The organism is Acidovorax sp. GW460-11-11-14-LB4 (genome assembly GCF_059423685.1).
In genome coordinates this window covers 1-13,398 of the sequence record NZ_JBWKYJ010000100.1, presented here as the reverse complement: position 1 = coordinate 13,398, position 13,398 = coordinate 1, and the positions used below count along the sequence as shown (strand labels likewise).

General features: G+C 66.1%; 11 protein-coding genes. 7 read left to right on the top strand and 4 right to left on the bottom strand.

Annotation, left to right across the window (positions count from 1 at the left end; genetic code table 11):
• The first annotated feature begins 240 nt into the window (after window positions 1–240).
• From AC07X4_RS22380 to AC07X4_RS22365, 4 genes are all read left to right on the top strand, one after another.
• Window positions 241–1,266 carry an ABC transporter substrate-binding protein gene (locus AC07X4_RS22380; protein ID WP_494741367.1) on the top strand — a complete coding sequence of 342 codons (1,026 nt, stop codon included), beginning with the start codon at window positions 241–243 and terminating at the stop codon, window positions 1,264–1,266.
• 101 nt (window positions 1,267–1,367) lie between these two features.
• The gene (locus tag AC07X4_RS22375) at window positions 1,368–2,414 is read left to right on the top strand and encodes an ABC transporter permease (RefSeq protein ID WP_409557817.1); all 1,047 of its coding nucleotides are present in this window, start codon (window positions 1,368–1,370) and stop codon (window positions 2,412–2,414) included.
• Window positions 2,408–3,211, top strand: coding sequence for an ABC transporter ATP-binding protein (locus AC07X4_RS22370; RefSeq protein ID WP_494741366.1), 804 nt, complete (start codon window positions 2,408–2,410; stop codon window positions 3,209–3,211). The genes AC07X4_RS22375 and AC07X4_RS22370 overlap by 7 nt, the downstream gene beginning before the upstream one ends.
• An 8-nt stretch (window positions 3,212–3,219) precedes the next feature.
• Window positions 3,220–4,428 carry a c-type cytochrome gene (locus tag AC07X4_RS22365; protein WP_494741365.1) on the top strand — a complete coding sequence of 403 codons (1,209 nt, stop codon included), beginning with the start codon at window positions 3,220–3,222 and terminating at the stop codon, window positions 4,426–4,428.
• A 168-nt stretch (window positions 4,429–4,596) separates the two neighbouring features.
• On the opposite strand, the gene AC07X4_RS22360 is transcribed toward AC07X4_RS22365, so the two are convergent.
• Window positions 4,597–4,989: a VOC family protein gene (locus AC07X4_RS22360; protein WP_056067560.1), complete on the bottom strand. Its 393-nt coding sequence runs from the start codon at window positions 4,987–4,989 to the stop codon at window positions 4,597–4,599.
• Window positions 4,990–5,352: 363 nt separating this feature from the next.
• Here AC07X4_RS22360 and AC07X4_RS22355 point away from each other — a divergent pair, with 363 nt between their 5' ends.
• Window positions 5,353–6,468, top strand: coding sequence for an LLM class flavin-dependent oxidoreductase (locus tag AC07X4_RS22355; RefSeq protein ID WP_056744351.1), 1,116 nt, complete (start codon window positions 5,353–5,355; stop codon window positions 6,466–6,468).
• A 98-nt stretch (window positions 6,469–6,566) separates the two neighbouring features.
• Here AC07X4_RS22355 and AC07X4_RS22350 read toward each other — a convergent pair whose 3' ends face one another.
• Both AC07X4_RS22350 and AC07X4_RS22345 read right to left on the bottom strand, forming a co-directional pair.
• The gene (locus AC07X4_RS22350; protein WP_494741364.1) at window positions 6,567–8,207 is read right to left on the bottom strand and encodes an FAD-dependent monooxygenase; all 1,641 of its coding nucleotides are present in this window, start codon (window positions 8,205–8,207) and stop codon (window positions 6,567–6,569) included.
• 102 nt (window positions 8,208–8,309) lie between these two features.
• On the bottom strand, window positions 8,310–9,326 hold the full coding sequence (locus AC07X4_RS22345) for a tripartite tricarboxylate transporter substrate binding protein (RefSeq protein ID WP_494741363.1): 1,017 nt from the start codon (window positions 9,324–9,326) through the stop codon (window positions 8,310–8,312).
• An 83-nt stretch (window positions 9,327–9,409) separates the two neighbouring features.
• On the opposite strand from AC07X4_RS22345, the gene AC07X4_RS22340 reads away from it, so the two are divergent.
• Complete coding sequence (locus tag AC07X4_RS22340; protein WP_494741362.1) at window positions 9,410–10,339, top strand: LysR family transcriptional regulator; 930 nt, start codon at window positions 9,410–9,412, stop codon at window positions 10,337–10,339.
• Window positions 10,340–10,426: 87 nt separating this feature from the next.
• A complete protein-coding gene (yjjJ, locus tag AC07X4_RS22335) occupies window positions 10,427–11,785 on the top strand; it encodes a type II toxin-antitoxin system HipA family toxin YjjJ (RefSeq protein WP_494741361.1) in 1,359 nt (452 codons plus the stop codon).
• Between the two features lie 347 nt (window positions 11,786–12,132).
• Here yjjJ and AC07X4_RS22330 read toward each other — a convergent pair whose 3' ends face one another.
• The gene (locus AC07X4_RS22330; RefSeq protein ID WP_494741360.1) at window positions 12,133–13,212 is read right to left on the bottom strand and encodes a DUF3800 domain-containing protein; all 1,080 of its coding nucleotides are present in this window, start codon (window positions 13,210–13,212) and stop codon (window positions 12,133–12,135) included.
• Window positions 13,213–13,398: the final 186 nt, after the last annotated feature.

Sequence of the window (13,398 nt, the reverse complement as noted above, 5' to 3'; positions counted from 1 at the left end):
CAGCGTGAGATGTGTATAAGAGTCATATGCACTCATGCCCGGTATTGCACCAGCGCCCGGGCTGCCCGTGTGTTGCGTGTTTTGCATATGCATCCCTGTTTTTCTTCGTTCTGTTGCGAGGCGTCTTTCAGTTCAATGCCAATCCATCGTAACGGCGGTGCGGACCGGCTCGCAGGCATCCACAGGAATTCACGGGCAATCGCAGCGCCGATCAGGATTTGACAACCAAAAGGGCACAACATGAGCAAGCTTCAAAACCAAGGTGGGGTGGGAGGGCGCTGGACGCGCCGGCAGCTGTTGCAGACAGCGGGCGCGGCCAGCGTGGTGGGGGCGTCGAGTGTGGTGGGCAGCCACGTGCGGGCCGCGGGCAAGCTGCGCGAAGTGAAGCTGGCGTGGAACGCCAACGCCATCTGCCTGTCGGCCGCGCCGGTCGCCATCGAGCGCGGCATTTTTGAAAAACATGGTCTCAAGGTCGAGCTGATCAACTTTGCGGGCTCCACTGACCAGCTGCTGGAGACCATCGCCACCTCCAAGGCCGACGCGGGCCTGGGCATGGTGCACCGCTGGATCAAGCCGCTGGAGTCGGGCTTTGACGTGAAGCTGGTGGGCAGCTCGCACGGCGGTTGCTCGCGCCTGGTGGGCTACGAGGCGGCGGGCGTGACCAGCCTGCAAAAGCTCAAGGGCAAGACCATTGCGGTGTCGGACCTCAACAGCCCCGGCAAGAACTTCTTTTCGGTGCTGCTGACCAAGGCCGGGCTGAACCCCGAAAAGGACGTGACCTGGCGCCAGTTTCCTGGCGACATGCTGGGCCTGGCGGTGGAAAAAGGCGAGGCCCAGGCCATTGCCGATGGCGACCCCAACCTGCTGCTGATCCAGCGCCGCACCAAGGGCCTGGTGGACCTGGCGTCCAACCTCTCGGGCGAATACGCGGCCAAGACCTGCTGCGTGCTGGGCGTGAGCGGCGCCATGGTGCGCAACGACAAGGGCACGGCAGCCGCGCTGACCCGCGCCATCATCGAGGCGTCGGACTTTGTGGCCGACAACCCCAACGAAACAGCGCGCATCTTCAGCCCGTATTCCAAGGTGCCGCAGGAGGACCTGCGCGCCGTGCTGGGCACGCTCACGCACCGCAGCCACCCGGTGGGCACGGCGTTGCGGCAGGAGATCGAGTTCTATGCCCGCGACTTTAAGCTGGTGGGCGTGCTCAAGCCCGGCACCGACCCTGCGCGCTTCGCGGCCCACGTCCACGCTGACGTGCTGGCCTGAGCCTCCTCCCATTCCGTGCAAGGACCCTCTCCATGAGCACTGTTGCCGACAATATCCTGGGCGCCCCGCCGGGCATCAGCCCCAAGCCTTCGCAGCCCCCGCTGCGTGCGCCCAGCCCATCATCCGGTGCGCCCCGTGCTGCGGGTGCGCAGCCTGTCACCGCGCCTGACTTCAAGGCGGCCAAAGGGGCGCTGGGGTTCTGGTGGGTGGGGCTGGCCGCCGCCGTAGCCTGGGCGGGGCTGGCCTTGCTCACGGGCCTGTGGCCCAACAAGCCGGCGGGTTTCAGCGAATGGGCGTTTACCGAAGAGTTCGCCTGGGGTGCGGGGGGCGTGTCGGCGTTGCTGCTGGCGCTGACCGTGCTGGCCCATCCGCTGGCTGCCGTGGTGCGCCGCGTGCGTGCGGCCGGGCCCTGGCTGGTGGCCATCGCCGTCGGCCTGGCGGTGTGGGAGGTGTTCACCGCCAAGCTGGGCACGCTGCCGCCGCCCTTCTTTGCACCGCCCCAAAGCCTGGTGGAGGTGTACGCCACCGACTGGCCGCGCCTCCTGGAGAGCGCGGGCGCCTCCATCCGCCTGCTAGCGCTGGGCATTGCGATTGGAGCAGCTGCAGGTTTTGTCACGGGCGTGCTGATCGGCTGGTCGCGCCAGGCCAGTTACTGGATCCACCCGGTGCTGCGCATCCTGGGCCCGGTGCCCACCACCGCGCTGCTGCCGGTCAGCTTCTATTTTTTCCCGTCCAGCTGGTCCACGGCGATCTTTTTGATTGCGCTGGGCACGGCCTTCCCGGTGGCCATCCTCACCTGGTCGGGCGTGGCCGGGGTGCACAAGAACTTTTATGACGTGGCCCGCACCATGGGTGCGTCGCCCTGGTTTCTGGTGCTGCGCGTGGCCATCCCGGCGGCGCTGCCGCAGGTGTTTGTGGGCCTGTTCATGGGCCTGGGCGCGGCGTTCTCCACCCTGGTGGTGGCCGAGATGCTGGGCGTGAAAGCGGGCCTGGGCTGGTACCTCACCTGGGCGCAGGGCTGGGCGGCGTATCCCAACATGTATGCGGCGCTCATTGTGATGGCGCTGTTGTTCTCGGGCGTGATCACGCTGCTGTTTGTGCTGCGCGACAGGGTGCTGTCTTGGCAGAAGGGGGTGGTGAAATGGTGAGTTCCGCGACGGTTCCTGAAGTCTCTACGGCGGCCCGTGTGACCGGCGCACGCATTGACGTGCGCAATGTCAGCCACTGGTTTGACCTGCCCGCAGGCCCGCTGCACGTGATCGACGAGCTGGACTTGTCCATAGGACCCGGCGAGTTCGTGGCCCTGCTGGGCCCCAGCGGCTGCGGCAAGAGCACGCTGCTGCGCCTGGTGGCGGGGCTGGAGCCCGCCACCACCGGCGAGCTGCTGCAGGATGGCGCCCCCATCACCCAGCCCGACCCGTCGCGCATCGTGGTGTTTCAGGACCCCACGCTGTTCCCCTGGCGCACCGTGTGGGACAACGTGGCCCTGGGCCTGCAGGCGCGGGGCATCCTCAAATCCCAGCGCCACCGCGTGGACGAAGCGCTGGCCCTGGTCGGGCTGCAGGACTTTGCCAAGGCCTTCCCGCACCAGCTCTCGGGCGGCATGGCGCAGCGCGTGGCGCTGGCGCGTGCACTGGTCAACGACCCCACCTTGCTGGTGCTAGACGAGCCGCTGGGCAAGCTCGACTCGCTCACCCGCCTGTCCATGCAGACAGAGCTGGTGCAGCTGTGGCAGCGTGTGGGTTTCTCTGCCCTGCTCGTCACGCACGATGTGGAAGAAGCGCTGTTCATGGCGCAGCGCGTGGTGGTGTTCTCTGACCGGCCTGCGCGCGTCAAGCAGGTGCTGGTCAACGACCTGCCATACCCGCGCCACCGGGGCGACCCCCGCCTGGCGGCCCTGCGCCACGAGGCGCTGGCGTTGCTGGGGCTGGACGCCAGCTGGTAGCCACCGCCTTGGCCTGGTTGTCGTTGCCGCCCGAGTGGCTGGCCGCACTGCTCGAAGGCCTGCAGGCCACCCAGCAGGGCCTGCGCGCGCTGCTGCATGCGGTGGGCCTGGCGCCCGATGTGCACGGCCAGCCCGCCTGGCCGTTTGCGCACCGTGTGGCCGCCGAGATGCTGGTGGTGGACGCCGGCCACGCGCGGCGCGTGCTGTTGTCGCTGCTGTGTGTGGGTGCGGCGCTGCTGGCGATGGCGACTTCAGCGGCGTGGCGGCGCGGCCGCAGGCCGCTGTGGTGGCTGGCCGCTGCACTGGTGGTGTTTGCGCCCTGGCCCCATCGCCACCTGCTGCTGACGCCTGCTGTGGCCACCAGCCTGCACCAGTCACCCACGGGCTTCACTGCGCAGGGCATCGTGCGTGGCCAGGCGGTGTACCAGCAGCACTGCGTGCGCTGCCATGGCGCCAGTGCCAACGGCGAAGGGCCCGACGCAGCCCGGCTGGCCATGTGGCCGCCCAACCTGAACGGCGCGCTGCTGTGGAAGCGGCTGGACGGCGAACTCTTCTGGCGCGTGCGCCACGGCATGCAGGGTCGCAACGGCGCGCAGACCATGCCCGGCTTTGACACCACGCAGCTCACCGACGCGCAGGTGTGGGAGGTGCTGGACTACCTGCAAGCCCATGCCGCAGGCCAGATGCTGCGCGAATCGGGCACCTGGGACCGCCCCGTGCGCCTGCCCGACGTGGCCGTGCTGTGCCGCCAGGGGCGCCAGCACACGGCGCGCAGCCTGGTGGGGCAGCGGCTGCGCGTGGTGCTGCCAGGCAGCGGCAGCCCCTTGCCTGCCGATGATCCACGCCTTGTTTCGCTGGTGGTGGCGCACCCCGGGCCCGGCGCGCCGCACACTCCCGATGCTGCTGCCGCCGATGCGGAATGCCTGACCACCGATACCGCAGCGCCGTTGGCATTGGCCCTGGTGCTGGGGGTGCCCGCCAGCGACCTGCCCGGCCACCAGCTCATCGCAGACCGCGCGGGCTGGCTGCGCGCACGGGGCCAGCCGGGCAAGGCCGCGTGGTCGGAGGACGATCTGGTCTGCCGCACTGCGCCAGCGGCCCAGCAGCTGCCTTCTGCCGATGTAGCTGCCAACGCTGCGGGCGATGGCCTGCAGGCGCTGATCCGCCGCATGGACGCAGAGCCCGTGCGGCTGGTGCGGGGCGGCTTCCCGCACTGACAGTGCCTGCCACCAGCGTGTTGGCAGCGCGCTGCGAGCGAACGCCTGGGTCGCGTTCCGGTTGCTCTCAAAAGAATAGCTGCTAGCGCTTTATCGACTAGCGCTTGAGGCCATTTCTCCTTAAATAAGCAGCGCAGGGGCTTCCCGCCCGCCAGGCGCCACCCTGCGCTACGCCTGTCCGTGCGACGCCACACACAGCTTGTTGCCGTCTGGGTCCCGAAAATACGCGCCGTAGTAGTTGGCGTGGTACTCGGGCCGCAGCCCGGGGCGGCCCTCGCACTGGCCGCCCAGGCTCAGCGCCAACGCATGGGCCGCGTCCACCTGGCTGCGCGTGGCGGCCATGAAGGCCACCATCAGCCCGTTGCCAGGGTGGGGCACCTCGCCGTTGAATGGGCGGGCAATCACAAACAGCGGCCGGGGGCCGGGGGTGGACTCCCAGCCCGCCCAGGGCCGCTCGGCTTCGCAAAAGCGCTCCTGAATGCCCAACGAGGCCAGCACCGGCCGGTAGAACGCAAGGGCGCGCTCGAAATCTGTGATGCCAACAAAAACGTGCGAGAGCATGGTGGGTGGGGTCCTTTCTGGATGCGAAGTGGGCTGGCCATTGTGAGGAGCGAGGAGCGATGAGCCAGCGGTCAGAGGCCAGGGCCAGGCGTTCAGGTCGGCAACGCACTGGCCGACCATGCCGACGCTGGTGACCAGGCGGCGGAGTCTGGATGACAACCCGCCACAGCATAGCGGCGAGCACTGCGGCGGTGCACCCCATCGCCGTGTGCAGCGGGGCCTATGCGCCGCACAACTTTGCAAACGCGTTTTTCTTCGTTGGCGCGCGCCAGGGGCGGGCAGATCATGGCTGCAGTCCCGCACGCGTGACGTTGCCAACCATTCACCCAACCTTGTTTCACCCCATCGCCACAGGAGCCCGCTATGCCCGTCCAGTTCATCGGCATGATCCAGCCGCACGAAGTCTCTGAAACCATCGCCCGCAAGGGCCCGGCGGTGGACCCCGCCTATGTGCGCGTGTTTGCCCAGGCGCACGAGCACGCGGGGTTTGACCGCATCCTGGTGCCTGCCAGCTCGTCCAGCCCCGACACGCTGCTGACCGTCACGTACGCGGCATCGGTCACCGACAAGATCAAGTTCCTGCTGGCGCACCGCCCCGGCTTTGTGGCGCCCACGCTGGCCGCGCGCCAGCTGGCCACGCTGGACCACTACACCAACGGCCGCCTGGCCGTGCACTACATCAGCGGCGGCTCGGATGAAGACCAGCAGCGCGATGGCGACTTCCTGAACCACGACGAGCGCTATGCGCGCACCGACGAATACCTCACCGTCCTGCGCCGCGTGTGGGCCGAAGACAAACCCTTTGACCACGAAGGCACCTACTACCGCGCCAAGGGCGTGGTGTCGGAAGTCAAGCCCCTGCAAGGCCAGCGCGTGCCCATCTACTTTGGCGGCGCCTCTGCGCCCGCGCTGCAGGTGGCCGGCAAACATGCCGACGTGTACGCGCTGTGGGGCGAGTCGCTGGCCCAGGCGGGCGACCTGGTGCGCCGTGTGCGCGCCGAGGCCACCTTGCAGGGCCGGCATGTGGACTTCAGCATCTCGTTCCGCCCCATCCTGGGCAAGACCGAGGACGAAGCCTGGGCCAAGGCCGAGCGCATTCTGGAAGACACGCGCCGCCTGCGTGTGAGCCAAGGCTACTCGCGCGGCGTGGGCCCGCAGCAGAGCGAAGGCGCGCAGCGCCTGCTGGCCGACGCTGCCAAGGGCGACCGTGTGGACGAACGCCTGTGGACGGCCATTGCGCGCGAGCTGGGCGGCCGGTCCAACTCCACATCGCTGGTGGGTACGCCCGAGCAGGTGGCCGACGCACTGCTCAAGTACTACGACCTGGGCATCACCACCTTCCTGATCCGTGGCTTTGACCCGCTGGTGGACGCCATCGAGTACGGCCGCGAGCTGCTGCCCCTGGTGCGCGCCAAGGTGGCAGAGCGCGACGGGCAGCAGACACCGGTGGCGCCCGCCGCGCTGCGCAAGGCCGCCTGAGCGATTGGCTGCCTGGCGCCCCGGCCTGGATCGCGCCCTGGCCTGGATCACTCCCGGGCTGGGGCGTTGCCGCTAACGCAGCGGCCTCGCCCGTGCGGTTACCCCGCCACGCGCGCCAGAACGTCGCGGGCTTGCTCGGCGGTCACCACGGGGCCGCCAGCAGGCGCCGTCCAGGCCACAAACTGGTCGGGCCGCACCAGCACCAGCGGTGCGCCATAGCGCGCAGGCTCGGTGCTTTCGCCCCCGTCACCACAGTCCACCAGCCGCAGGGGCAGGCCCAGGCCCGCCGCCGCCTCGCGAAAAGCCTGCACCGATGGCGCGTGGGCGCCATCGCCGCCCACTACCAGCAGCGAAAAGCCCGGGCCCAGTTCCTCAAACACATTGCGTCCGGTGGGCAGCGTGGCGGGTGCCAGGTGGTGGCCAGGCCGCGCCTCAAACCGGTGCGATCCCTTGGCGCTGCTGGCGCGGCCCTCGCTGCCCCACACGATGCCCGAGCCCTCATAGTGCGGCTCAAACGCATGCACCTCGCCCACGGCGCCCTGTGCACGCGCTTGCCATGCGGCTTCAAACGCGGCCTGGTCCCGCGCCGGGTCGTGCGTGTCCAGAAACTCCTTGTCTGTCTCGATGGACCGCGCAATGAAGTCGTTGATGGTGGACGCAAACACCGGGCGCCGCTCGGCGTCGTACGAGTCCAGCAGGCGCTCGCCGCCCCAGCCTTGCAGCGTGGCGGCCAGCTTCCAACCCAGGTTGCGCGCGTCTTCCAGGCCCGAGTTCACGCCGTAGCCGCCGTAGGGCGGGTGGCTGTGCGCGGCATCACCCGCGATGAAGACGCGGCCCTTGCGATAGCTGTCGGCCAGCATGAAGCGCAGGTCCCAAAAGCCGATGTGCTCAAACTCCACCTCAAACTCCGCGCCCACCGCCTCGTGCAGGTAGGCGGCAAAGTCAAAGTTGTCTTTGGTGGTGCCTGGCGGCACCGGCGCGTGGAAGAACCAGGTGCTGCCCAGGTCCACCCGGCCCAGAAACTTCCAGTAGCCCTTCAGCTCGGGCTGCAGCACGTTGTAGTAAGACTTGCCGGGGTAGCGCTCCAGCAGCTGGTGCAGGCCTTGCGACTTGAACACCAGCAGCACCATCATGCGGTCGTGGTCGGTGCGGGTGTGGGTGATGCCCGCCTGCTCGCGCACCACCGACCGCGCCCCGTCCGACCCCACCACATAGGCGCCGCGCAGCACGCGCTGGGCCTTGCCGTCGCCGCGTTGCTGGATGGTGACGGACACACCCGCTTCATCCTGCGCCACGGTGCTGGTCTCCCAGCCGTAGAGGGTCTGCACCGACGGCAGCTGCGCCACGCGCTGGCGCAGCACGGCCTCGGTGGCGTACTGCGGCAGCCGCTCATTGGCCGTGAAGTAGTAGGGCTTGACCAGGTCGCGTTGCAGCCAGTCGTAGCTGTAGGGCCCCAGCAGCGTGCCATGTGCGGTCAGGCCGCCAATGCCGTATTCGACCGGAATGGTGCGCGCTGCGCGCAGCTGCTTTTCAGCACCCCAAAAATGAAAGTGCTCCATGGTGCGCTGCGTGAGGTTCTGGCCCTTGGGAATGGGCTGGGGCTGCACATAGCGCTCCACCACGATCACGCTCACGCCACGCTGGCCCAGCTCAATGGCCAGGCCCATGCCGACGGGGCCGCCGCCCACGATGATCACTTCGGCGTCCTGCTGCGGCGCCACGGTTGCTTGCTGGTTCATGTTGTTGGTTTTGTTCGATTCGGTTCGGTGCGGGTCGCGATGCGGGGTTGCGCAGTACTGTGCTGCGCTGCGCGCTGCTGTGCGGTGCGGGGCGAGTCGTAGTTACTCGGCGGTGATGCCCTGGGCCTTGATGAGGTCGGCCCAGCGCTTGGCGTCAGCCGTCACCAGCTTCTGGAAGGCGTCTGGCGAGCTGTGGGCGGGCGTCATGCCCTGGGTCTCGAACGACTTGGCCACGGCGGGCGAGGCCAGCACGTCGCGCAGCTCGGTGTTGAGCCGGTCCACCATCGCGCGGGGCGTGCCTGCGGGGGCAAACACGCCGTACCACATGTCCACATTCAGGTCGCCCAGCTTCAGGGTGCCGAGCGACGGCACCTCGGGCAGCAGCGGGTGCGGCGTGTCCGAGCTGATGGCCAGTGCCTTCAGCTTGCCCGCCTTCACGTGCTGCAAGGCCACGTGGATGGGCAAGAACATCGCGTCGATCTGCCCGCCCAGCAGGTCTGTCACAGCCGGGGCGGTGCCCCGGTAGCTGATGTGAGTGAGCGAAATCTTGGCCCGGTTCTTCAGCAGCTCCATCGCCAGGTGGTGCGGCGTGCCCGCACCGGGCGAGCCGTAGTTGAGCGAGCCGGGCTTGGCCCGGGCACGGTCCATCAGGTCCTTGAGCGATTCGATCTTGGACCCGGCCGACGCCACCAGCAGCAGCTGCCCCCAGCTCGTCTGGCTCACCGGCACCAGGTCCGTCAGCGGGTTAAAGCCCTGTTTGGGGTACAGCGCCATGTTCATCACCAGCGTGTTCACGCTGACCAGCAGCGTGGTGCCGTCGGGCGCAGCGCGCACCACCTCTTGCGTGCCGATGATGCCGGACGCCCCCGCCTTGTTCTCCACAAAAAACGGGCGCTTGAGCCGGTCAGACAGCGGCTGCGCAATCTGCCGCGCAATCAGGTCAATGCCCGTGCCGGGCGTGAACGGCACCACCAGCCGCACCGGTGCATCGGCCCCGGTCTGCGCCCAGGCCCTGGGCGTGGCGGCTGCAGCCGTGGCGGCCAGCGCGCCCAGCACCAGGCTGCGGCGTTGGGGGGAGGGCGGGTGCGCGTTGGCACGCAATGCAGGCTGATCGAACATGGGGCTTGTCTCTTTAGTCGTTGAAAGGGCGTTGCGGGTCGATTACAACGACACTCTTGATATTGATCAAACGGAAAATTCTGATGAATTCTTCATCAAAGCTGATGAATGTCAGCACCCGCCAGCTCCACGCTTTTCTGGAGGTGACGCGCCTGCAGAGCTTTGCCAAGGCGGCCGAGCAGGTGCACCTGTCGCCCTCGGGCATGAGCATGCTGGTCAAGGAACTGGAGGACCAGGTGGGTGCCCGCCTGTTTGACCGCACTACGCGGTCGATCACGCTGACCGAGGCCGGGCGCCGCCTGCAGCCCGTGGCCGAGCGCGTGGTGGGCGAGCTGCGCGCCCTGGGCGCCGTGCTGGACGGCAACGAGGCCGCCGTGCGCTCGCGCCTGCTGGTGGCGGCCACGCCCATGATCTCGGCCAGCCTGCTGCCCGAGGTGATTCGCGGCTTTGCGCAAAGCCACCCCGGCGTGCAGGTGCAGCTCAGCGATGTCGAGGTGGGCACCGTGCGCCAGCGCGTGCTCGACGGCGAGGCCGACATCGGCTTTGGCTTCTTCGTCAAACCCGCCGTGGGGCTGTCGCGCCAGCCCTTGTGCAAGTTCCGCCTCATGCGCATCAGCCCGCCCGATGCGGCGCACACCAGCGGCCAGCTGTCCGACAGCCAGCCCTGGAGCCGCCTCAAAGACGTGCCCCTGGTCAGCCTGCCGTCGGGCAACCCCATCCAGGTGGTGATTGAAAAGCAGCTCTCCCGCCTGGGCCTGGCCCACCAGGAGCGCCCCCGCATGAACTTGATTGGCACCCTCATCGGCATGGTGCGCGCAGGCCGTGGCAGCGCCATCGTGCCCTCGTTCGCGCTGGAAGAATGCCTGCGCCAGGGCCTGGGCGTGGCCATGCTGCGCGAGCCCGTGGTGCACCTGGACCTGTACCTGGCCTACCGCCGGGGCACGCAGCAAAAACCGGCGGCGATGGCGTTTGCCGAGGCGTTGCGGGAGGCTGCGGTGCGGTTGCCGGCGTAGTCGGGCGATCTCGATACGTCCATTCAGCCTGTTTTATCTATTCTTTTATCTATTCAATTTTCCATTCAAACGGCGTATCCTTAGGCCATGCCCTCCGCCGCCCAGACCTGCGCCAACGCCATCCGCCCACTGCTACGCCCCGGTCCCGCCAAGGCGCAGGCGCTGGCCCAGGCGCTGCAGGTCAGCCAGCCCACCGTCTCCCGGGCACTCAGCGCGCTGGGTGACGAGGTGGTGCCTTTTGGCGCTGCAAGATCTATTCAATACACGCTCCGCGATCCCCTGCGCGCCGATCTGCAGGCCACCGTGTACCGCGTCACCCCCCAGGGCGCGCTGGAAACCCTGGGCACCCTCGTCCCGGTGTGCCCGCAGGGCTTTGTGATGGTCGAGGCGGGCGGGGCCCGGCAACACAGCGACGGCCTGCCGTGGTGGATCTATGACATGCGCCCGCAGGGCTACCTGGGGCGCGCCTACTGCCAGCGGCACGGCCAGCGCCTGGGCTTGCCCGAGCGGCTGGGCGACTGGAGCGACACCCACGCGCTGCGCGCCATCCTGGACCAGGGCGACGACATGCCCGGCAACCTGCTCATCGGCCCCGCCGCGCGCGACCAGTTCGTCAACGCGCCCGACCCGGTGCCCATTGCAGCTGCGCAAAAGCTGCCCACCTACGCCCGGTTGGCCGACCTAGCCGCGCGCGGCGAAGTGGCGGGCTCCTCAGCCGCTGGCGAGCAGCCCAAGTTCACCGCCTATACAGAACAAGCCGATGGCACCGCCGCGCACGTGATGGTCAAGTTCACCGCAGAACTCGACACCCCCGTGAGCGCCCGCTGGCGCGACCTGCTGCTGGCCGAACACATCGCCCTGCAGGTGCTGCGCGACCACGGCGTGGCGGCCGCGCAGTCAATGACCTGGATGCACGGCCCCCAACGGTTTCTGGAAGTGCAGCGGTTTGACCGGCTGGGCGCGCGTGGGCGCAGAGCACTGCATTCCTTCGCAGCGCTGGACGCAGAGTTTGTGGGCAGCGGCGGCAACTGGCCGGTGATTGCCAGGGCGTTGTTAAAGGAGGGCGTCATCAGCCCCCAGGCCTTTGACACGGCCTGCCTGCTGTGGGCGTTTGGCACGCTGATCGGGAATACCGACATGCACAGCGGCAATCTGTCGTGCTTGTCAGAGGGGCAAAGGCCTTACGAGCTGGCGCCTGCGTATGACATGACGCCCATGGCGTTTGCACCCACGGTGGGGGGAGGGTTGCCTGATCGTGCGCTTGAACTGACGGTGGGGGAACAGGTCAGCGCGGCGGCTTGGAAAGAGGCGCTTGGGATGGCGCAGGTGTTTGTGCGCCGGTTGGAGGGCGAGGAAGGATTCAGTGCAGGTTTCGAGGCGTGCAAGACCGAGTTGGAGCGCCATGTGAATGTGGTTGCTGAGCGTATTGGGCGGCTTGCGATTTAGGTAGGCTATTGGCAGGTGTTGGCGCTGAAGGAGCGCTGCATCTGTCAGGGGTGGCATGCTTGAGAAACGGACTTAATGCAAAAGGTGCCGATAGCGCCTGATTTGTACGCGGTGATATTTATGAATTTGAGAGCGATAACGCTTGCGCTCTTATTTTTGATTTTCGAGATGAATGAGTGAGAATTGGTCGTTATTAACCCTGAGCAGATACTCATCCAGATGACCGCAAACGTAGTGCCGATGGATCCACATTTTCGTGAGGTGTGTAAGCAATCAGCACTTTGTATGCACATCGGGCGGACTGCATTGTGAGCACAGCCCTTGGTGGCAAAAATGGTTAGACGCCATTAATGCCAAGATGATCTTTTGCTATAGAGATATTTTGTCATTTCCTCAACACTATTGCTCCCAATCGGACCATCTGTTCCCAGGGATTCCGGGGTAACGTGAGGCTGAGGGAGTATGAAGTTGCTTCCCCACTCTAGACAGCCTAAAGCTTCAACTGCCTTTGACAGGTCGTCAGACTGTCCGGTTATGTGGCATTTATAGAAGTGATTGAGTGCACCGGCGCAGAGATCCGCAACCTGTAGTTGCGGATATGCGGTGGAATCTCCTTGGGAAAGTGAAGTAGCCCGCAGAGGAAAGGTGATCTTTCGACGATCAGTGCCGATGGTGTTTGACTCTTCGCCCGGACCAGCCATCATCATGGCGAATGTGTCAGCGGATGCAAGGATAGGCTTCGAGTGGTCGTGCAGGACATGGAAACGGCTTGGCTTGCGCTCGCCCCACACCACGATCTGGTGGAAAAGAGCAGGGATGGCAGGGTCCAGGTGTGACCAATCGAAACCGTGATACCAGCTGTCGTACAAAGAGGGCTCTGTGAAGTACATCAAGTCCTCTTTGAAGCGCTCATTCACTGATGCGTCCACCAAACGTCTACCGGCCTCGTAGAAAGAGTCCTTGGCCTCTTCAGGACCATGTCGGATCAGGTCGACAAAAGCTTGGAGAAAGGTGTCTGTTGTCGCTTGCCCACAGAATGTAGGCATGCAGTAATAGAGCAGATTCGACATCGCTATGTTGCCTCCGCGCTCATACAGATCGCCCCCAATTTTGTGAATCAGCGTCTCTGCAATCAGGTCGACAAGCTTGGTCACGATCATGTAGCGCTTATGGAACACGCTGATGCAAACGCGATCCTTGTTCAACCTCGGATCGGATATGAATCGGATCAGTCGCGCTATGCCTTCGGCACGTCGCCGCAGCGTGCTGAATTTCGGCTCGCCTCCTTGAGCAGACCGGACGTGATCTAGGAGTGCAGTGGCCTCCTGTTCTGAAAAGTCGTTGGATGCCAGAATGAAGAATGGTTGCTCAGGATCGAGAAGGTTTGCGCCAGTGTTCCCGGCTTCATCGCAATAGATCGTGGTCATCGTTATGGTGCGCTTTTTCGATCAGGAATCGCTGCCGTGGCGCTAAATTGAGCGACAGGACTGGGTAGAAGAGGTGTTATTTTTACCATCCTTTGGAGAGCTCTAAACAGCCTGAAACTTTCGCCAAGTTGTCGACGTTTGTCCACTGTTTCTGGCCGTTCACCTCCCCTGGCCCCAAACCTCACC

What these genes read in the sequence shown, in the direction of transcription:
- AC07X4_RS22380 (WP_494741367.1), top strand. Translation starts at nt 241, where the DNA reads ATGAGCAAGCTTCAAAACCAAGGTGGGGTGGGAGGGCGCTGGACGCGC.
- AC07X4_RS22370 (WP_494741366.1), top strand. Translation starts at nt 2,408, where the DNA reads ATGGTGAGTTCCGCGACGGTTCCTGAAGTCTCTACGGCGGCCCGTGTG.
- AC07X4_RS22360 (WP_056067560.1), bottom strand. Translation starts at nt 4,989, where the DNA reads ATGCTCTCGCACGTTTTTGTTGGCATCACAGATTTCGAGCGCGCCCTT.
- AC07X4_RS22355 (WP_056744351.1), top strand. Translation starts at nt 5,353, where the DNA reads ATGCCCGTCCAGTTCATCGGCATGATCCAGCCGCACGAAGTCTCTGAA.
- AC07X4_RS22350 (WP_494741364.1), bottom strand. Translation starts at nt 8,207, where the DNA reads ATGAACCAGCAAGCAACCGTGGCGCCGCAGCAGGACGCCGAAGTGATC.
- AC07X4_RS22345 (WP_494741363.1), bottom strand. Translation starts at nt 9,326, where the DNA reads ATGTTCGATCAGCCTGCATTGCGTGCCAACGCGCACCCGCCCTCCCCC.
- AC07X4_RS22340 (WP_494741362.1), top strand. Translation starts at nt 9,410, where the DNA reads ATGAATTCTTCATCAAAGCTGATGAATGTCAGCACCCGCCAGCTCCAC.
- yjjJ (WP_494741361.1), top strand. Translation starts at nt 10,427, where the DNA reads ATGCCCTCCGCCGCCCAGACCTGCGCCAACGCCATCCGCCCACTGCTA.
- AC07X4_RS22330 (WP_494741360.1), bottom strand. Translation starts at nt 13,212, where the DNA reads ATGACCACGATCTATTGCGATGAAGCCGGGAACACTGGCGCAAACCTT.